The following is a 17,134-nucleotide window of genomic DNA, read 5'->3' as shown; positions in this document are numbered from 1 at the left end:
ATGCTGAGCGGCAACGCAATAGACCCGGCACGCGTCATGGCCGCGTCGTCGGCGCCGGCTAGAATCGGCGCATGAAAATCTCTCCCTTCGTTTGCACCGCGTTCGCCGCGGCCCTCGCCGCCGCACCGTCCGCCGCCTTCGCCTGGGGCCCGCTGGGTCACCGCCTGGTCGCCGATCTCGCCGACACCCAGCTCACCCCGCAAGCCCGCGCGCAGGTCCGTACCCTGCTGCAGGGCGAACCCGACCCGACCCTGGCCGGCGTCGCCAACTGGGCCGACCAACTCCGCGAACACGATCCCGACCTCGGCAAGCGCAGCGCGCGCTGGCACTACGTCAACCTGGCCGAGAACGACTGCCACTACGAACAAACCCGCGACTGCCCGGACGGCAACTGCGCGGTCGAGGCGCTGCGCCGCCAGGCCGCGATCCTCGCCGACCGCAGCCAGCCGCAGGCCGCGCGTGCGCAGGCGCTGAAGTTCGTGGTGCATTTCGCCGGCGACGTGCAGCAGCCGCTGCATGCCGGCTACGCCCGCGACAAGGGCGCCAACACCGTGCAGATCCAGTTCGAGGGCAAGGGCAGCAATCTGCATTCGCTGTGGGACAGCGGCCTGCTACGCAGCCGTGGGCTGGACGAGCAGGCCTACCTGGCCGAGTTGGAAAAGCAGCCGTTGCCGGCGCCCTCGCCGGCGGGCAGCGCGCTGCCGCCACCGGCCGCGGCGTGGGCCGAGGCCTCCTGCAGGATCATGCTGCGTCCGGGCTTCTATCCGCCCGGCGCCACGCTGCCGGCCGATTACGTGACGACCTGGCGCCCGGTCGCCGAGGCGCAACTGCGCCAGGCCGGTGCGGATCTGGCGGCCACGTTGAACGCGGCGCTGGGCAAGTAAGCCCGGCGCACCGTGCAGGAGCGGCTTCGGCCGCGATGGACTTTCCCAGGTAAGCCCATCGCGGCTGAAGCCGCTCCGACGAGAGCGTTACGCAGAATTCAACTGTGCAAGCGTCCAGCGCACGATCTCGGCGGTGCCGATGGCGCCGCTGTGTCGGCCGAGCTCGCGGCCCTGGCGCAGCAGAAGCAGCGTCGGGATGCTGCGGATGCCGAAGCGCCCGGCCAACGCCGGCTGCGCGTCGCTGTCCAGCTTGCCCAGGCGCAGCCGCGGCTCGAGCTGCGCGGCCGCGGCGGCGAAATGCGGGGCCATGGTTCGGCATGGGCCGCACCACGGCGCCCACACGTCCACCAGCAGCGGCAGCTCGCTGCGCTCGGCATGCGCGGCAAACGTCTCGGCGATCAGTGTGACCGGTGTGGCGTCGAACAAGCCGCGATGGCAGCGTCCGCATTGCGGCGCGTCCGTCAGTTTCACCTCCGGCACCCGGTTGAGCGCGGCGCAGTGCGGGCAGGCGACATGCAGCAGCGTGGTCATGCGCCGGCCTCGATGCTCTTGTCGCCCAGCAGCACGGTGCCTTGCGCATCCTTGACCGTGACCTGCACGTCGATGCCCTGGCGCACGCTCTGGGTGACCACGCAGAACTGCTCGAACTGCGCCAGGATCCGTTCCAGCTGCGCATAGTCCTGGTTGGCGCCGGGCAGTTGCAGTTCCACCGACGCCTGCGGAATGCGCCAGAACCCTTCCGGATTGCGCATCGGCGTGGCGGTGATGTGCGCGACCACCCCGGCCGGATCGTTCTTGTACTTGCGCATCGCGAACAGCAGGCTGGCGGCCAGGCAATTGGCGATGCCGGCCAGCAGGATGCGCGTGGGATTGGGGCCGCGCTCCTGGCCCAGCGGCGCGGTTTCGTCGCTCAACCAGGGCTCGAGCGTGGTTTCGTCGAAGCGAATGCGGAACGCGAAGTCCGTGTCCTGCTCCAGGGTGACGCGGATCGGATCGCCGATGGGCATCGCGGAAACTCCACTTCGCAGAAAGGGATTTCGACTCTACGCCGGCACCGGTAACGGCGTGTGGACGCAGCCTTGCGCTCACGCCGCCGCTTCGCGCTGTGCCAGCGGGTAGTACAGCAACGGGATGACCAGCAGGGTCAGTGCGGTGCTGACCAGGATGCCGAACAGCAGCGCCACCGCCAGGCCGTTGAAGATCGGATCGTCGAGGATGAACAGCGCACCCAGCATCGCCGCCAGGCCGGTCAGCACGATCGGCGGTGCGCGCACCGCACAGGCCTCGATCACCGCCTGCTCGGCGCTGCGTCCCTGCGCCAGGGCATGGCGGACGAAGTCCACCAGCAGGATCGAATTGCGCACGATGATGCCGGCCAGGGCGATCATGCCGATCATGCTGGTCGCGGTGAACTGCGCGCCGAGCAGGGCATGGCCCGGCATCACCCCGATCACCGTCAGCGGAATCGGCGCCATGATCACCAGCGGCAGCAGATAGCTGCGGAACTGCGCCACCACCAGCAGATAGATCAGCAACAGGCCCACCGCGTAGGCGATGCCCATGTCGCGGAAGGTCTCGTAGGTGATCTGCCACTCGCCGTCCCATTTCACCGCGAAGTCGACGGTGTCGACCGGCGGTGCGATGAAATGCTGCCGCAGCGTCTGCCCATCGAGCCGGTGGCTGCGCAGTTGCCCGACCAGGTCGAACATGCCGTACAGCGGGCTGTCCAGGCGCCCGGCTTCGTCGCCGGTGACGTACACCACCGGCCGCAGGTCCTTGTGCGCGATGCTGTCGTCCCAGGGCAGGCGCTGCACCGCGACCAGTTCCGACAGCGGCACCAGTTGCCCATCGCCGCCGCGCACGCGCAACGCCAGCAGGCGGGCACTGGCGGCCTGTGCGGCGCCCGGCAGGCGCAGCCGCACCGGCTGCGCCACCTTGGACGTGCCATCGTGCAGCCAGGTGACGTCCAGACCCTGCACCGCCGTGGCCAGGGCATCGGCGATGGCCGCCTGGCTCACGCCCAGGCGCGCAGCGCGCACGCGGTCGACCACCAGCGTTTCGCGGGTGGCCGCACTCTCCACGCTGGTGTCGACATCGACCACGTTAGGCGTGCGCAGGAAGCGCCGCTCCAGCGCCAGGGCGAGCTGGCGGCTGCGCGGATAGTCCGGCCCGTACACCTCGGCCACCAACGGTGACAGCACCGGCGGCCCCGGCGGCACCTCCACCACCTTCAGCGACGCGCCATGCCGGCGTGCGATCGCCGCCAGCGGCGGCCGCAGCGCGCGGGCGATGGCATGGCTGTGGCGCGTGCGCTGGTGTTTGTCGACCAGGTTCACCTGCAGGTCGCCGACGTTGTTGCCGCTGCGCAGGAAGTACTGCCGCACCAGGCCATTGAAGTTGACCGGCGCCGAGGTCCCGGCATAGCCCTGGTAGTCGTGCACCTCGGACGTGCGGTCGAGTACCCCGGCCAACTCCACCAGCAACGCATCGGTGTCCTGCACGGCGCTGCCTTCGGGCAGGTCGACCACGATCTGCAGCTCGGACTTGTCGTCGAACGGCAGCATCTTCAGCACCACCCATTGAAGACCGACCAGGCCCACCGCGGCCAGCAGCAGCGCCGCGATGCCGGCGAACAGCCAGCCGCGCCGGCGCGCGCCGCGGCCCGGATCCAGGAACGGGTGCAGCAAGCGCCCGAACAGGCGCTGCAGGCGCGGCGGCGCGTCGCCCCGCGCGTGTGCCTGCGCGGCGTGCGCCGGCACATGCCGCTTCAGCAGCTTCAGCGCCAGCCAGGGCGTCACCACCAGCGCGATCGCCAGCGACAGCAGCATGCCGACCGAGGCGTTGATCGGGATCGGCCGCATGTACGGCCCCATCAGGCCGCTGACGAAGGCCATCGGCATCAGCGCTGCGATCACGGTGAAGGTGGCGAGGATGGTCGGGCCGCCGACTTCGTCCACCGCCGGCGGAATCGCCTCGCGCAAGGTCTTGCCGCCGGCGCGCAGATGGCGGTGGATGTTCTCCACCACCACGATGGCGTCGTCGACCAGGATGCCGATGGAAAAGATCAGCGCGAACAGCGACACGCGATTGAGCGTGAAGCCCATCGCCCACGAGGCGAACAGCGTGAGCGCCAGGGTCAGCACCACCGCGCTGCCGACCACGATGGCCTCGCGCCAGCCCAGCGCGAACAGCACCAGCAGCACCACCGAGGCGGTGGCGAACACCAGCTTGTGGATCAGTTTGGCGGCCTTGGCCGCCGCGCTGGCGCCGTAGTCGCGGGTGACCTCGGCATGCACGCCCTGCGGCAGCAGTTCGCCGCGCAAGGCCTGCAGGCGCGCGCTCACCGCGCGGGTGAGCGCCGAGGCGTCGCTGCCCGGCTTCTTGGCGATGGCCAGGGTCACCGCCGGCGCGCGCCCCTGCGCCGGGCCGCCGCGCGTGGGCGGCGTGCCGTACCACACGTAGGCCGTGGGCAGGTCGGCACCGGCCTGGATCTGTGCCACATCACGCAACTGCAGCGGCCGGCCGTCGTGCACGCCGATCACCAGCTCGCGCACGGCGTCGGCATCGGCCAGGAACCGCCCGGCGCTGAGCGGCACCGCACGGCCGCCGCCGATGCGATCGCCGAGCGGACGCACCACGTTCGCCCCCCGCAGCGCCTGGCCGAGGTCGGCCACGGTGAGGTCGTAGGCGGCCAGCCGCGCCGGATCCAGCGTCACCGTGACCACCCGCGGCGGCGCGCCGATGCTGTAGATGTCGCGCGTTCCCGGCAGGCGCTTGAGGTCGGTCTCCAGGGTGCGCGCGATCGCGCCCAGATCGGCGGCGCTGCGCTGCGGATCGTCGCTCCACAGGGTCACGCTCATCACCGGCACGTCGTCGATGCCCTTGGGTTTGACCAGCGGCGCGCTGGCGCCCATCTGCGTCGGCAGCACGTCCAGGTTGGAATACACCTGGTTGTACAGGCGCACCAGCGCGGTCTGCCGCGGCACTCCGACCTCGAATTCGACGGTCAGCACCGCCTGCCCGGGGCGGCTCAGCGAGTACACGTGCTTGATGCCCTCGATCTCGTCGAGCTTCTGTTCCAGCGGCGTGCTCAGCAGTTGTTCGACCTCGCGCGCATCGGCGCCCGGCAGCGACACGAACACGTTGGCCATGGTCACGTCGATCTGCGGTTCTTCCTCGCGCGGGGTGATCGCTACCGCCGCCAGGCCGAGCAGCAGGCCGAGCAGGGCCAGCAGCGGCGTCAGCGGATTGGCCTGGAAGAACGCCGCCAGGCGGCCGGACATCCCGAAACGGGCAGCCATCTCAACGCTCCGCCAACGCGCGCCGCTGCGCGGCCAGCGCCTGCCCGGCAGCGACCGGATCGCGCACCACCCGCTCGCCCGCGCGCAGCCCGGCCAGCGCTTCCACGCGCTGCGCGTCGCGCTGCCCGATCCGCAACTGCCGCAGGCTGAGCCGGCCGTCGGCCAGCACATAGGCGGCGCTGAGTTCGCCCCGTTGCAGCAGCGCCGACAGCGGAATGCGCAACGAGGCCGACTCCGCGGCATCGCCGGCAGCCAGCGGCACCTCGACCTTGGCCGTGGTACCGGGTGCCGGGGCCGGTTGCAGCGCCGGCAACGGCACCCGCACCGTGACGCTGTGGCTGCGCGGATCGGCGGTAGGGAACACCGTCACCTGCGGAATCTGCAGGATGCGTCCATCGTCCAGCCGCACCTGCGCGCGACGCGCGGCGCGGACCGCGTCCGCATCCGACTGCGGCACCTGCACCTCGATGCGCTGCGCGCCGGGCACGTACAGCGACAGCAAGGCCTGCCCGGCCGCCACCGCCTCGCCCGGCTGCACCTCGCGCGCGCTGATGACGCCCGCGAACGGCGCGCGCACCACGGTGTAGTCGGCCGGCTGCTGCGCCTGCGCCAGTTGCGCGACGGCGGCAGCGCGTGCGGCATTGGCCGCATCGCGGGTGGCGCGGGCCTGGTCCAGTTGCGCGCGCGACACGTATTGCGCCCCGGCCAGCGACGCATAGCGGCGATAGCTGGCCTCGGCCTCGTCGGCGCTGGCCGTCGCGGCACGCACTTGCGCCTGCGCACTGGCCACACCGGCGCGCTGTTCCACTGCGCTGAGTTGCAGCAGCACCTGGCCGGCGGCGACCCGGTCGCCCACGTCCACCGCGACGCTGCGCACGCGCCCGCCGGTCTGCGCACTCAGATCGGCGTACTCCACCGCGGTCACGACGCCGTCCCAGGAGCGCGACGCCATCGCCGCTGGCTCCACCTGCACGGTCGCCAGCGCCGGCAATGGCGGTGGCGCGACCGTGGCGGCGTCATGCCGACAGCCGGCGAGCGCCAGCATCGCCAGCGCCGCGAACGCGCCCGCCAGGGGCGCACGACCGTTGCCGCGGGCCGCCGTAGCGGCAGGTGCAGCAAGCGTCCCGCGCAGCCGTCTGGCACGCCAGGCACAGCGGATCGGCCAACGAAGCACACGCATGATCGAACTCCAGAGGAAAGGGCGCATCCGCGCCGTCGGTGGGCACCCCACCGCGGCAGATCGGGCGCGGCCGCCCGAGGCTGGCCGCGAGATAAATTAGAATTTTCTTATATTAGAGTCAACTGATATGATGGGCGCACTTTCCCGCCGAGCACCCCCAATGCCCGCCTCCTCCGCCCAAGTCCTGGTCGACCGCGCACGCGCGCAGATCCACGAAACCCCTGCCCACACCGATGCCGCCGCCACGCCGCTGCCCGGCGAGTGGATCATCGACGTGCGCGAACCCGGCGAGTTCGCCATGGGCCATCTGCCCAACGCCATCAACATCCCGCGCGGCATCCTCGAATTCCGTCTCGACGCCGATCCGGCGCTGGCCCGACGCGACCAGCCGATCCTGCTGTACTGCGCCAGCGGCGGCCGCTCCACGCTGGCGGCGCTGAGCCTGCAGCACCTGGGCTACACCGCGGTGCGCTCGCTGACCGGCGGCTTCCTGGGCTGGACCGCGGCCGGTGGCCCGGTCGATTTCTGAGCCCATGCCGCGCCGCGCCGCAACCGCCCTGGATCCTGCCGCGATGCGCGCGCACGCCAGCGAGGCGGCGCGCCTGCTGAAGGCGCTCGGCAACGAGAAGCGCCTGCTGCTGCTGTGCCTGCTGGTGGACCACGAGCAATCGGTCGGCGAGCTCAACGCACGTGTGGAGCTGAGCCAGTCGGCGCTGTCGCAACACCTGGCGCTGCTGCGCGAGGATGGACTGGTGCAGACCCGCCGCGAGGGTCAGACCATCTATTATTCGCTGGTGCCCGGCCCGGTGCAGCGCATCCTCGAGGTGCTGCACGGCATCTACTGCAGCGCCGCGCCACCTGCCGCCACCCGGAGCGATCGATGAGCCAGCATCCGCACGTCCACGCCTTCCACCACGCCGCTTCCGGCACCTGGAGCTACTTGGTCGAGGATGGCCGCGACGCCGCGGTGATCGACCCGGTGGTGGGCTACGACCCGCAGACCGGCGCACTGGACGACGCGCCGGCGCAGGCGCTTGCGTCGTGCCTGGACGCGCGCGGACTGCACCTGCGCTGGATCCTCGAGACCCACGCCCACGCCGATCATGTCTCCGCCGCGCAGTGGTTCAAGCAGCGATGGCCGCAGGCGACGCTGGCGATCGGCGACGGCATCCGCGAAGTGCGTGCCCGTTTCGCGCCACAGTTCGGCCTGGACGCGGACGCGCAGGCGCGCTGCGGCTTCGATCACCTGTTCGCCGATGGCGAGCGCTTCGCGGTCGGTGATGTACAGGCGCAGGTCATCGCCGTGCCCGGCCACACCGGCGACAGCGTCGCCTACCTGATCGGCGATGCGCTGTTCCCGGGCGATTCGCTGTTCATGCCCGACAGCGGCACCGCACGCTGCGATTTCCCCGGCGGCGACGCGGCCACGCTGTACCGTTCGATCCAGCGGCTGTACGCGCTGCCGGAGGCGACGCGCGTGTTCGTGTGCCACGACTATGGCGCAGGCGGCCGCGCGGTGGCCTGCCAGACCAGCATCGGCGAACAGCGCCGCAGCAACATCCATGTGCGCGATGGCATCGACGAAGCGGCCTTCGTGGCCTTGCGCCAGGCGCGCGATGCGACGCTGGCCGAGCCGCGGCTGATGCAGCCGTCGGTGCGCGCCAACATCCAGGCCGGCCGCACCGACGACCTGGCGCCGCCGGCGGCGTGAGCAGGCAGCGCGCCGCCGGCGCGCTAGGATGCGGAGTTGCGACAGCGCTGCGCGACCGTACGCGCGCGCCGCCGCGCCCTGCCGCATCGCCTACCTGCCCCCCGCTGGAGTGACCCATGACCCGACCGCTGCGCCGCCTGCTGTGCCTGTGCACCTTGATCGTCGCCACCGCGATCGCGCCGGTCTCGGCGCAGACGCCGCTGACCGTGTTCGCCGCCGCCAGCCTCAAGGAATCGCTGGACGAGGCCGCCAGCGCCTACCAGCGCGCCAGCGGCACCCCCGTGCAGGTGTCCTATGCCGCCAGTTCCACGCTGGCCCGGCAGGTGGAACAGGGGGCGCCGGCGGACGTGTTCGTCTCCGCCGACCAGGAGTGGATGGACTACCTGCAGCAGCGCAAGTTGATCGATCCGGCACTGCGCCGCGACCTGCTCGGCAACACCCTGGTGCTGGTGGCGCCGGCCGCCAGCAAGGCGCAGGTCGACCTGCGCAAACCCGGCGCGCTGCTCGCCGCGCTCGGCGCGCAGGGGCGCCTGGCGGTCGGCCAGACCGCCAGTGTGCCGGCCGGCAAGTACGCGCGCGCCGCACTGCAGGCGCTGGGTCAGTGGGACAGCGTGCAGCCGCGCCTGGCCGAGAGCGAGAGCGTGCGCAGCGCGCTGATGCTGGTGGCGCGCGGCGAAGCGCCGCTGGGCATCGTCTACGGGTCCGACGCCCAGGCCGAACCGAAGGTGCGGGTGGTGGCGACCTTCCCCGCCGACAGCCACGCGCCGATCGTGTATCCGGTGGCGCCGCTGCGTGCGAGCCCGCAAGCCAAGGCCGCCGCCGAGTTCGTGCGCTGGCTGGGCACGCCACCGGCACAGGCGATCTTCCGTCGCCACGGTTTCTCGCTCGCCCGTTGAGGCCTGGCGTTGTTCGACTTCACCGCGCAGGAACTGACCGCGATCGCGCTGAGCGTCAAGGTCGCGCTGGTCGCGGCGCTGGCCAGCCTGCCGTTCGCCGTGGCCTGCGGCTGGCTGCTGGCGCGGCGCCGCTTCTTCGGCAAATCGTTGCTGGACGCGCTGCTGCACCTGCCGCTGGTGATGCCGCCGATCGTCACCGGCTACGCGCTGCTGCAACTGTTCGGCCTGCAGGGGCCGATCGGCGGCTGGCTGTTCGAACATCTCGGCGTGCAGTTCGCGTTCCGCTGGACCGGCGCGGCGCTGGCCAGCGCGGTGATGGGCTTCCCGCTGATGGTGCGGGCGATCCGCCTGGCCCTGGAGTCCACCGACCGTCGCCTGGAAGCGGCGGCCGCCACGCTCGGCGCAGGCCCATGGCGGGTGTTCTTCACCATCACCCTGCCGCTGGCATGGCCGGGCGTGGTCGCCGGCGGGGTGCTCGGCTTCGCCAAGGCGCTGGGCGAGTTCGGCGCCACCATCACCTTCGTCTCCAACATCCCCGGACAGACCCAGACCCTGGCCTCGGCGATCTACAGCCTGCTGCAGGTGCCCGGCGCCGAAGCCGGCATCTGGCGGCTTGCGGCGGTGGCGCTGGCGATCTCGCTGGGCGCGCTGCTGGCTTCCGAGTGGCTGGTGCGACGCCAGCGTGGCACCGAGGTGGACGCATGAGCCGCGCAACCGCCCGGAGCCGACGCCGATGCTGAGCATCGACCTGCACCTGCAGCGCGGCCGTTTCGCGCGCCACGTGCGCATCGAGGAACAGGCGCGCGTGGTCGCCCTGGTCGGCCCGTCCGGCGCCGGCAAGACCAGCCTGCTCAACGCCATCGCCGGCGTGCTGCCGCCGCGCAGCGGGCGCATCGCCATCGATGGCCGGGTGCTGTACGACAGCGCTGCCGGCATCGACCTGCCGGCGCATCGCCGTGGCATCGGCTACGTGTTCCAGGACGCGCGCCTGTTCCCGCACATGGACGTGCGCCGCAACCTCGGCTATGGCCGCCACGGCCGCGGCAAGCCGGCGCGCTTCGCACTCGATGCGGTGGTCGAGCTGCTCGGCATCGGCGCGCTGCTGGAGCGGCGCCCCGACACGCTCTCCGGCGGCGAAGCGCAGCGCGTGGCGATCGGCCGCGCGCTGCTGTCGCAGCCGTCGCTGCTGCTGTTCGACGAACCGTTGTCGGCGCTGGACGCCGACCGCCGCAGCGACCTGATCCCGTACCTGCAGCGCGTGCGCGACGAAGTGCGCCTGCCGATGCTCTACGTCAGCCACCAGGCCGAGGAAGTGGCGCGCATCGCCGACGCGGTGCATCGGCTGGACTGACGCCGACATCGCGTTCACCGGGGCCGGCGAGACTGAAGGCCCCACCACGGCAGACTGCGCATGCGCCGCTACCGCAAGCTCGAGTTCCCCACCCAGGACGTCCGCCGCTTCCTCGAGCCGGGCCCGGTGGTGCTGGTCAGTTCGGCGTGGAAGCAGCAGCGCGACGTGATGACCCTGGGCTGGCACATGGTGCTGGAGTTCTCTCCCTCGCTGCTGGCCTGCTGCATTTCCAGCGCCAACCACAGCTTCGACCTGATCCGACGCAGCAAGCAATGCGTGATCAACCTGCCCACCGCCGACCTGGTCGACACGGTGGTCGGCATCGGCAATACCAGTGGCGCGGACCTGGACAAGTTCGCGCACTTCGGCCTCACCGCAGTGCCCGCCACGCACGTGGCGGCGCCGCTGATCGCCGAGTGCTACGCCAGCTTCGAATGCCGCCTGCACGACGGCAGTCAGATCGGCAAACACGGCCTGTTCGTATGGGAGGTGGTCAAGGCGCACGTCCCCGCCTCGCCGAAGCGGCCGCGCACCCTGCACTACCGGGACGACGGCCGCTTCATGCTGTCGGGCGCGGAGATCTCGCGGCGGCGCCTGTTCAAGCCGGAGATGCTGTAGTTCCCGGCAACGGGCAAGGCAGACTACACGCTGCGATCGAGGCGCTCAGCGCGCGCCGCCGACGCGTCCCGATTGCACGCTGGCCTTGCCCTGCCGGACCTCGAAGGTGAACGCGTAGGCCAGCGTCACCGGCACCTCCTGCACCGACTGCGCATCGTCGCAGCGTTTCTCCTGCGCCGGCCGCTGCGCCGGATCGGCATAGGTACAGATCGCCGCCGGCACGAAGCGCCACTGCGCGACCGTCTCCTGCACCGCCTGCAGCAGATCGGCCATCTCCGGCTGCGCGCCCGCGCTGCAGTCCGGGCGATCGTTCAACAGGGCGCTGCGCTCCACCGTGCCTTGCGCGGACAGGATCACCCGCACGCAGACCGTGGTCGGGGCCAGCGTGCGGCGCGGCGACTCGGCCGGCAACTGCGGCGTCGGCGCCTGCAGCGGTTGCGGCATGCGGAACACTTCCTGCGGCTGCATCCGATACGACTGCACCGCCGCCGCACCGGGCGTCGCGCCGAATCCTGTTTCCAACATGCGCTGATCCACCGAGTCGATGCGCTGGGTCGGTTGCGGCGCCTCTTTCGGCACGTGGCTGGCGCAGCCGGAAAGGACCAGTGCCAGCAGCATGCCGGCCCGCAAGTGCGCACTCATCGCACGGTCCGCGCCATGCCGCACAGCGGCGCGGCGCCGCCCTTGCCGGAGAACACCTTGTCGCACAAGCTCGCCAAGGTGTCGCCAGCATCCTCGCCCAGGCGATACCAGCGGTAATTCGCAGCATCGGCGACGCCAGCCGGCGCGTCCTCGGGGTACATTTCCACGTCGAACGCGACCGGGATCTTCACGCGGCTGGCCACAGCGCGTCCGTGCGCAGTCGCCGGCGAGAAGCGCCACTTCCAGGCGGCGGTGACCGCGGCAGCATCCAAGACTGCGCTACCGCTGCCATGATCCAGCACGCGCACGCCGCTCGGCGCCCCGTGCGCATCCACGTCGACCAGCAGGACCAGATTGCCGGAGATGCCCGCTCGCACCGCTTCATCCGGGTATTTCGGGGGCGGCATGTCGATCACCTTGGCAGGCCGCGCTCCGGTCCGCGCGGCGACCACCGACGCCTGCTGCACCGATCGTGCCGACGTGCCATCCACCTCGCTCGCGGCAAGATCGCGCGCCACGCCCGTGGCATCTGTTCCAGTTGGCAACGCCAGTGCCATCGCACTCCCGCTCAACGCGGCCAGCGTCACCGCCGCGAGGCCCAGACGACGCCGCCAACCGCGCACCGCCGGGCGCCGCAGCAAGGCAATGCGCTGGCACAGGACGCTGCCCACCTGCCAATGGCAGCCCACCGGCAAGGCCAACGCGTCCAACTGGGTCTGCAGCATCGCCTCGGCGTAATGCCGGCGCGTGCCGGGATGGCGAACCAGCACCGCGGCATCGCAAGCCAGTTCCTGATCCAGGAGGAAGCGCGTGGCCGCCGAGTGCAGCAGCGGATTGAACCAGTACACGCAGCGCAGCACGGCGAGCAGCAGGTTGCTGCGGGTGTCGCCGCGGGCGATGTGCATGCGTTCGTGCGCCAGTACCAGTTGCGCCTGCGGCGGCGGATAGCGCGCGGCGAAGTCCATCGGCACCACCACTTGCGGCCGCCACGCACCCAGCACCAGCGGCCCATGCAGCGCATGCTCGGCGACCAGCACGCCATCCTCGCCAGGCTGCAAGCGACCCAGGCTGCGCCGGTAGCGGCGCTGCTGCCGCCACAGCACGGCCGCCGAGGCCAGCGCACCCGCCAGCCACAACGACAACAACCAGACCGTGGCATGCCCGCTCACCGACACGCCGTCGCCTACCGACATCTGCGCCCGTGTCACGCCGACCAGCACCGCCGGCATGTCCAGCGCCAAGCCCGCCGGCAACGCTGGACGCCAGCCGCTGGGCAACAGTGCCGCCAGCAGCGCCAATGGCACCGCGATCCATAGCGCGTAGGCGATGCCGGCGCCGAACGCGCGCCGCATCGGCACGCGCAATGCCAGCACCGCCGCGATGGCCACGCTGACGACCAGCGCGGTACTCCCGAGGTCCCTCACGATCCCGTCAATGCTCATCGTCCAGCTCCTGGATCAGTCGTTTGAGTTCGGCGATATCGGCATCGCTGAGCTTGCCGCGTTCGCTGAAGTGCGCCACCAACGGCGCGATGCGGCCGCCAAACAGGCGGTCGAGCAGGCCTTCGCTCTGTTGCTGCACCCACTGCGCGCGCTGCAGCAGGGGCGTGTACAGATAGCGGCGGCCTTGTTTGTCGGCGCGGATCGCGCCCTTGTTGAGCAAGCGGTTGAGCAGGGTCTTGACCGTGGGTTCGGCCCAGCCGCCATGCCCGGACAAGGCGGCGAACACCTCTTCGGCGCTGAGCGGGTGCCGCTCCCACAGCACCTCCATGACCACGGCTTCCGCATCGCTGATCGACATTTCGTTTACGCCCGTAAATTTTCAATGATTACGCGCGTAAACAAAACGCATGTCAAGCGTTTTTTGCGCAGCTTCGGATGTCCTGGCGATCGGCATGCCACCACGCCCGGAGGTCGTCGCCGCCAATCGCGTACGCCGCGGCACCGCGCGTATCGCTCGCACCACGATCCACGCAATCGCCGGCACACCCTCTAAGCTATGCCGATGACCGATCACCTCGACGACCTCGACGCCGCTGCCGACCTGATCCTGCAGCGCATCGCCGGCCCGCTGCGCGTGGGCGCACCGCTGGGCCTGGGCAAGCCGCATCGTTTGCTCAACGCGCTGTACGAGCGCATCGAACACGATCCGACGCGGCCGCTGCAGATCTACACCGCGCTGTCGCTCAATCCGCCGGCGCCCGGCGGTGGGCTGCAGGGTCGGTTCGCGCGCCCGTTCGTGCAGCGCCATTTCGGCGAGGATTTCCCACGTCTGCGCTACGTGCAGGCGATGCAGCGCGATGCGCTGCCGGCGCACATCCAGGTCGAAGAGTTCTACATGCAGTCCGGCGCGCTGCTGCGCTCGACCCAGGCGCAGCGCAGCTACACCAGCCTCAACTACACCCATGCCGCCGATGCGGTGGCGCAGCGCGCGCCGAACCTGATCGTGCAGAAGGTGGCGTGCGAACCCGACGGCACCCGGCTGTCGTTCTCGTGCAACAACGACATCACCCAGGACACCCTGGCCGCAGTGCAGCGGCGCGGCCTGCCGCGGCCGCTGCTGGTGGCCGAAGTCGATCCGCAGTTGCCGTGGATCGGCGGCTGCGCGGCGGTGGAGCCGAGCTTCTTCGACGTGGTGGTGACGCCGCCGGGGCCGTATCCGCGCCTGTTCGGGCTGCCGCGGCAGCCGGTCGCCGACGCCGATTACGCCATCGGCCTGTACGCCAGCACGCTGGTGCGCGACGGCGGCACCCTGCAGATCGGCATCGGCACCCTGGCCGATGCGCTGTGCCACGCGCTGGTGCTGCGGCATACCGACAACGCGCGCTACCGGCAGGTGCTGGCGGCGCTGGATCCGGAACTGGAGCGGCATCCGGCGGTACGCGAATGCGGCGGCCTGGAGCCGTTCGCGATCGGCCTGTTCGGCTGCAGCGAGATGCTCAACGAAGGCTTCCGGCAACTGGTCCAGTGCGGGGTGATCCGGCGCAAGGTGCTCGACGACGCGCCGCTGCTGCAGCGCGTGGCCGACGGCACTGCCGATGCGCAGGACCTGCAGCGTCTGGAGCGCGAGGGCGAATACCTGCAAGGCGCGTTCTACCTGGGCTCGCCGGAGTTCTACGCCTGGCTGCGCGACATGGACCCGCAGGCGCGCGCGGCGATCGGCATGCGCCGCATCAGCGAGATCAACCAGCTCTATGGCGGCGAGACGCTGCGCCGGCTGCAGCGGCGCGAGGCGCGCTTCTTCAACTCGTGCATGATGGCCACCGCGCTCGGCGCGGCGGTGTCCGATGCGCTGGACGACGGCCGCGTGGTGTCCGGCGTCGGCGGCCAGTACAACTTCGTGTCCATGGCGCACGCGCTGGACGACGCGCGCAGCGTGCTGATGTTCCGCGCCGTCCGCAGCGATGCCGGCGCGACGCAGTCCAACGTGCGCTGGAACTACGGCCACACCACCATTCCGCGGCACCTGCGCGACCTCTACGTCAACGAGTACGGCATCGCCGACCTGCGCGGCCTGACCGACGAGGACTGCATCGCGGCGATGGTCGGGATCACCGACGTGCAGGCTCAACCCGCCTTGCTGGAGACGGCGAAGGCCAACGGCAAGCTGGCCGCCGACTTCGCAGCATCCACGCACTGGCAACGCAATCACGCTGCGCGCGTGCGCGACGCGCTGGCGCCGTTCCGCCGCGACGGCACCCTGCCCGACTATCCGCTGGGCAGCGATTTCACCGAGGTCGAGCAGCGCCTGCTGCGCGCCCTGTCCTGGCTTCAGCAGCACACTGCCAGCACCGGCGCCAAGCTGAAGACGGTGGCCAGCGCGGTGCTGGCGCGTCCCGCGGCGGATGCCGCCTGCATGCAGCGCATGGGGCTGGACGCGCCGCGCAGCCTCGGCGAACGGCTGGACGCGACGTTGCTGGCATTCGCCCTGCAGCGCACGCGCACGCCGCAATGACGCACGCACAGCAATGGCAGGGAGCCACCCGGCGACGCAGGGTTTACGTGTAGAAGCGGCTAGACGTGCCCTGGGCCCACAGCCGCAACGCGCGCGATCGGGAATGCCGGTCGCGGCCAAGTCGCTCTCGCAACAACGACAACACTTCGCACTGAGTTGCGGCAAAAGCGCATCGCCGGCGGTGCTTGTCCAAACCAGCCGCAACAACGTGACGACGGTCATGCGTGCATAGGACACCGCACACGATCGTGGCACAGCGCGGACCATGACACGATTTGGCAACACCCGCGTCAACTCCACTCGGGATGCTGTCGAGATATCGTTACCAAGCGTGGCCACGATGTTCCCCCAACGTTCTGTCCCGATGTCGTCGAATCTCCGCAGTGCGCCAGCTGCGCTGCGCGCCCTGCTGGCGGTGTCGGCGTTGTTGCCATCTGCGCTGTGCGCCGCACCCAGGCTTGGCGACCTGCAGTACATCGGCAGCCACAACAGCTACCACGCCGGCTTCGCGCCCAGCGAAGCGGCGCTGTGGAAACGCCTGGATCCAGCGACGTTCGCGGTGCTGGACTACCGGCATCCGCCGTTGACGCAGCAACTGGACGACGGCGTGCGCCAGATCGAACTGGACATCTACGCCGACGCCAATGGCGGACGCTACGCGCACCCGGCGATGATCGACCAGCTCGCCAAGGCCGGGCTGCCGCCGGCTCCGCCGATCGCCGCGCCGGGCGTGATGCAGCGGCCGGGCTTCAAGGTCATGCACATCCAGGACCTCGACCAGCGCAGCACCTGCCAGCCGCTGCTGGCCTGCCTGCGCGAGGTGCGGGCGTGGTCGCAACGGCACCCCGGGCACCTGCCGATCTTCATCCTGCTGGAAACCAAGCAATCGACCGTGCCGGCGGCCTTCCCCACGGTGCAGCCGGAGCCGTTCGACGGCAAGGCGCTGGACGCGCTGGACGCCGAACTGCGCTCGGTGTTCGCCGCGAACGACTACATCAGTCCCGATCAGGTGCGTGGCACTGCGCCGACGCTCAACGCCGCCGTGCTCGCGCAGGGCTGGCCTGCGCTCTCCGCGGCGCGCGGCAAGGTGGTGTTCCTGCTCGACCAGCGTGCGGTCGGCCCGGCCTACCTGGCCGGCCATTCGTCCTTGCGCGGCCGCGTGTGCTTCACCAATGCCGATCCCGGCGCCGACGACGCCGCCTTCGTCGAACGCAACGACGGCAGCGCCGACGAGATCGCGACGCTGGTGAAGGCCGGCTACCTGGTGCGCACCCGCACCGACGCGGACCTCGAGGAAGCCCTGCGCAACGACACCGCGCGACGCGACGCCATGCTCGCCAGCGGCGCGCAACTGCTCAGCACCGACTTTCCCGATCACGAGCCTGCAGCCTCCGGCTACGTGGTGCGCTTCCCCGGCGACGCCGTCGCCCGCTGCAATCCGCAGCGTCCGCAGGCCGACTGCCACGGCGTCGACCTGGGCCACTGAATGCCATTGGCCGCGCGACGTCGCGGCCACGCCCCACACGTACGCAATGGAAGGCCTGGGCGATCCGCGCGCCGGCATCGGCGTGTCCGGACTTCGGATCGCAACCGCTGT

At 70.7% G+C, this 17,134-nt stretch carries 17 protein-coding genes; 10 read left to right on the top strand and 7 right to left on the bottom strand.

Annotated elements, in window-relative coordinates:
• Positions 1 to 71 precede the first annotated feature (71 nt).
• The gene (locus tag RAB70_RS08675; RefSeq protein WP_148829771.1) at positions 72 to 884 is read left to right on the top strand and encodes a S1/P1 nuclease; all 813 of its coding nucleotides are present in this window, start codon (positions 72 to 74) and stop codon (positions 882 to 884) included.
• 87 nt (positions 885 to 971) lie between these two features.
• Here the strand turns inward: RAB70_RS08675 and trxC are convergent, their stop codons facing one another.
• From trxC to RAB70_RS08655, 4 genes are all read right to left on the bottom strand, one after another.
• Positions 972 to 1,415, bottom strand: a complete 444-nt coding sequence (gene trxC / locus RAB70_RS08670; protein WP_148829770.1) for a thioredoxin TrxC — start codon at positions 1,413 to 1,415, stop codon at positions 972 to 974.
• Positions 1,412 to 1,891, bottom strand: a complete 480-nt coding sequence (locus tag RAB70_RS08665) for an OsmC family protein (RefSeq protein WP_017911670.1) — start codon at positions 1,889 to 1,891, stop codon at positions 1,412 to 1,414. The genes trxC and RAB70_RS08665 overlap by 4 nt, the downstream gene beginning before the upstream one ends.
• A 78-nt stretch (positions 1,892 to 1,969) precedes the next feature.
• The gene (locus RAB70_RS08660) at positions 1,970 to 5,185 is read right to left on the bottom strand and encodes an efflux RND transporter permease subunit (protein ID WP_148829769.1); all 3,216 of its coding nucleotides are present in this window, start codon (positions 5,183 to 5,185) and stop codon (positions 1,970 to 1,972) included.
• Position 5,186: 1 nt separating this feature from the next.
• Positions 5,187 to 6,230 carry an efflux RND transporter periplasmic adaptor subunit gene (locus RAB70_RS08655; RefSeq protein ID WP_148829768.1) on the bottom strand — a complete coding sequence of 348 codons (1,044 nt, stop codon included), beginning with the start codon at positions 6,228 to 6,230 and terminating at the stop codon, positions 5,187 to 5,189.
• Positions 6,231 to 6,525: 295 nt separating this feature from the next.
• Here RAB70_RS08655 and RAB70_RS08650 point away from each other — a divergent pair, with 295 nt between their 5' ends.
• The 7 genes from RAB70_RS08650 to RAB70_RS08620 all read left to right on the top strand — a co-directional run bounded on the left by RAB70_RS08650 (position 6,526) and on the right by RAB70_RS08620 (position 10,941).
• Positions 6,526 to 6,894, top strand: a complete 369-nt coding sequence (locus RAB70_RS08650; protein ID WP_017909974.1) for a rhodanese-like domain-containing protein — start codon at positions 6,526 to 6,528, stop codon at positions 6,892 to 6,894.
• A gap of 4 nt (positions 6,895 to 6,898) precedes the next feature.
• Positions 6,899 to 7,249, top strand: a complete 351-nt coding sequence (locus RAB70_RS08645) for a helix-turn-helix transcriptional regulator (protein ID WP_017917369.1) — start codon at positions 6,899 to 6,901, stop codon at positions 7,247 to 7,249.
• Positions 7,246 to 8,076: an MBL fold metallo-hydrolase gene (locus tag RAB70_RS08640; protein ID WP_148829767.1), complete on the top strand. Its 831-nt coding sequence runs from the start codon at positions 7,246 to 7,248 to the stop codon at positions 8,074 to 8,076. The genes RAB70_RS08645 and RAB70_RS08640 overlap by 4 nt, the downstream gene beginning before the upstream one ends.
• A 116-nt stretch (positions 8,077 to 8,192) precedes the next feature.
• A complete protein-coding gene (gene modA, locus RAB70_RS08635; RefSeq protein WP_017917367.1) occupies positions 8,193 to 8,972 on the top strand; it encodes a molybdate ABC transporter substrate-binding protein in 780 nt (259 codons plus the stop codon).
• A 9-nt stretch (positions 8,973 to 8,981) separates the two neighbouring features.
• Positions 8,982 to 9,677: a molybdate ABC transporter permease subunit gene (gene modB, locus RAB70_RS08630; RefSeq protein WP_017909969.1), complete on the top strand. Its 696-nt coding sequence runs from the start codon at positions 8,982 to 8,984 to the stop codon at positions 9,675 to 9,677.
• A 28-nt stretch (positions 9,678 to 9,705) separates the two neighbouring features.
• Positions 9,706 to 10,323: a molybdenum ABC transporter ATP-binding protein gene (locus RAB70_RS08625; protein WP_148829766.1), complete on the top strand. Its 618-nt coding sequence runs from the start codon at positions 9,706 to 9,708 to the stop codon at positions 10,321 to 10,323.
• A 60-nt stretch (positions 10,324 to 10,383) separates the two neighbouring features.
• The gene (locus RAB70_RS08620; RefSeq protein WP_148829765.1) at positions 10,384 to 10,941 is read left to right on the top strand and encodes a flavin reductase family protein; all 558 of its coding nucleotides are present in this window, start codon (positions 10,384 to 10,386) and stop codon (positions 10,939 to 10,941) included.
• A 45-nt stretch (positions 10,942 to 10,986) separates the two neighbouring features.
• Here RAB70_RS08620 and RAB70_RS08615 read toward each other — a convergent pair whose 3' ends face one another.
• Genes RAB70_RS08615 through RAB70_RS08605 form a run of 3 tightly spaced genes read right to left on the bottom strand, consistent with a single transcriptional unit; the run spans position 10,987 to position 13,383 of the window.
• Positions 10,987 to 11,583 (bottom strand): hypothetical protein, encoded by a 597-nt coding sequence (locus RAB70_RS08615; protein ID WP_148829764.1) that lies wholly within the window; start codon positions 11,581 to 11,583, stop codon positions 10,987 to 10,989.
• Complete coding sequence (locus RAB70_RS08610; RefSeq protein WP_148829763.1) at positions 11,580 to 13,025, bottom strand: TonB family protein; 1,446 nt, start codon at positions 13,023 to 13,025, stop codon at positions 11,580 to 11,582. Before RAB70_RS08610 ends, RAB70_RS08615 begins: the two co-directional genes overlap by 4 nt.
• Positions 13,015 to 13,383, bottom strand: coding sequence for a BlaI/MecI/CopY family transcriptional regulator (locus RAB70_RS08605; RefSeq protein WP_010340889.1), 369 nt, complete (start codon positions 13,381 to 13,383; stop codon positions 13,015 to 13,017). Before RAB70_RS08605 ends, RAB70_RS08610 begins: the two co-directional genes overlap by 11 nt.
• A 198-nt stretch (positions 13,384 to 13,581) precedes the next feature.
• Between RAB70_RS08605 and RAB70_RS08600 the strand changes: the two genes are divergently transcribed.
• A complete protein-coding gene (locus RAB70_RS08600; RefSeq protein WP_148829762.1) occupies positions 13,582 to 15,537 on the top strand; it encodes an acetyl-CoA hydrolase/transferase C-terminal domain-containing protein in 1,956 nt (651 codons plus the stop codon).
• Between the two features lie 364 nt (positions 15,538 to 15,901).
• Entirely contained in the window at positions 15,902 to 17,023 is a 1,122-nt protein-coding gene (locus RAB70_RS08595) for a phosphatidylinositol-specific phospholipase C1-like protein (protein WP_265531432.1), read from the top strand.
• The last annotated feature ends 111 nt before the right edge of the window (positions 17,024 to 17,134 follow it).

This window comes from Xanthomonas sontii (genome assembly GCF_040529055.1).
GTDB lineage: Bacteria > Pseudomonadota > Gammaproteobacteria > Xanthomonadales > Xanthomonadaceae > Xanthomonas_A > Xanthomonas_A sontii.
Note: the sequence above shows the minus strand (reverse complement) of the source record. Positions and strands in the feature narration are given on the sequence as shown.

Coding starts and splice junctions, on each gene's coding strand:
- RAB70_RS08625 (WP_148829766.1), top strand. CDS start 9,706: ATGCTGAGCATCGACCTGCACCTGCAGCGCGGCCGTTTCGCGCGCCAC.
- RAB70_RS08645 (WP_017917369.1), top strand. CDS start 6,899: ATGCCGCGCCGCGCCGCAACCGCCCTGGATCCTGCCGCGATGCGCGCG.
- modA (WP_017917367.1), top strand. CDS start 8,193: ATGACCCGACCGCTGCGCCGCCTGCTGTGCCTGTGCACCTTGATCGTC.
- RAB70_RS08650 (WP_017909974.1), top strand. CDS start 6,526: ATGCCCGCCTCCTCCGCCCAAGTCCTGGTCGACCGCGCACGCGCGCAG.
- RAB70_RS08675 (WP_148829771.1), top strand. CDS start 72: ATGAAAATCTCTCCCTTCGTTTGCACCGCGTTCGCCGCGGCCCTCGCC.
- RAB70_RS08615 (WP_148829764.1), bottom strand. CDS start 11,583: ATGAGTGCGCACTTGCGGGCCGGCATGCTGCTGGCACTGGTCCTTTCC.
- RAB70_RS08640 (WP_148829767.1), top strand. CDS start 7,246: ATGAGCCAGCATCCGCACGTCCACGCCTTCCACCACGCCGCTTCCGGC.
- RAB70_RS08655 (WP_148829768.1), bottom strand. CDS start 6,230: ATGCTGGCGCTCGCCGGCTGTCGGCATGACGCCGCCACGGTCGCGCCA.
- RAB70_RS08665 (WP_017911670.1), bottom strand. CDS start 1,891: ATGCCCATCGGCGATCCGATCCGCGTCACCCTGGAGCAGGACACGGAC.
- trxC (WP_148829770.1), bottom strand. CDS start 1,415: ATGACCACGCTGCTGCATGTCGCCTGCCCGCACTGCGCCGCGCTCAAC.
- RAB70_RS08610 (WP_148829763.1), bottom strand. CDS start 13,025: ATGAGCATTGACGGGATCGTGAGGGACCTCGGGAGTACCGCGCTGGTC.
- RAB70_RS08605 (WP_010340889.1), bottom strand. CDS start 13,383: ATGTCGATCAGCGATGCGGAAGCCGTGGTCATGGAGGTGCTGTGGGAG.
- RAB70_RS08660 (WP_148829769.1), bottom strand. CDS start 5,185: ATGGCTGCCCGTTTCGGGATGTCCGGCCGCCTGGCGGCGTTCTTCCAG.
- RAB70_RS08600 (WP_148829762.1), top strand. CDS start 13,582: ATGCCGATGACCGATCACCTCGACGACCTCGACGCCGCTGCCGACCTG.
- RAB70_RS08595 (WP_265531432.1), top strand. CDS start 15,902: ATGTCGTCGAATCTCCGCAGTGCGCCAGCTGCGCTGCGCGCCCTGCTG.
- RAB70_RS08620 (WP_148829765.1), top strand. CDS start 10,384: ATGCGCCGCTACCGCAAGCTCGAGTTCCCCACCCAGGACGTCCGCCGC.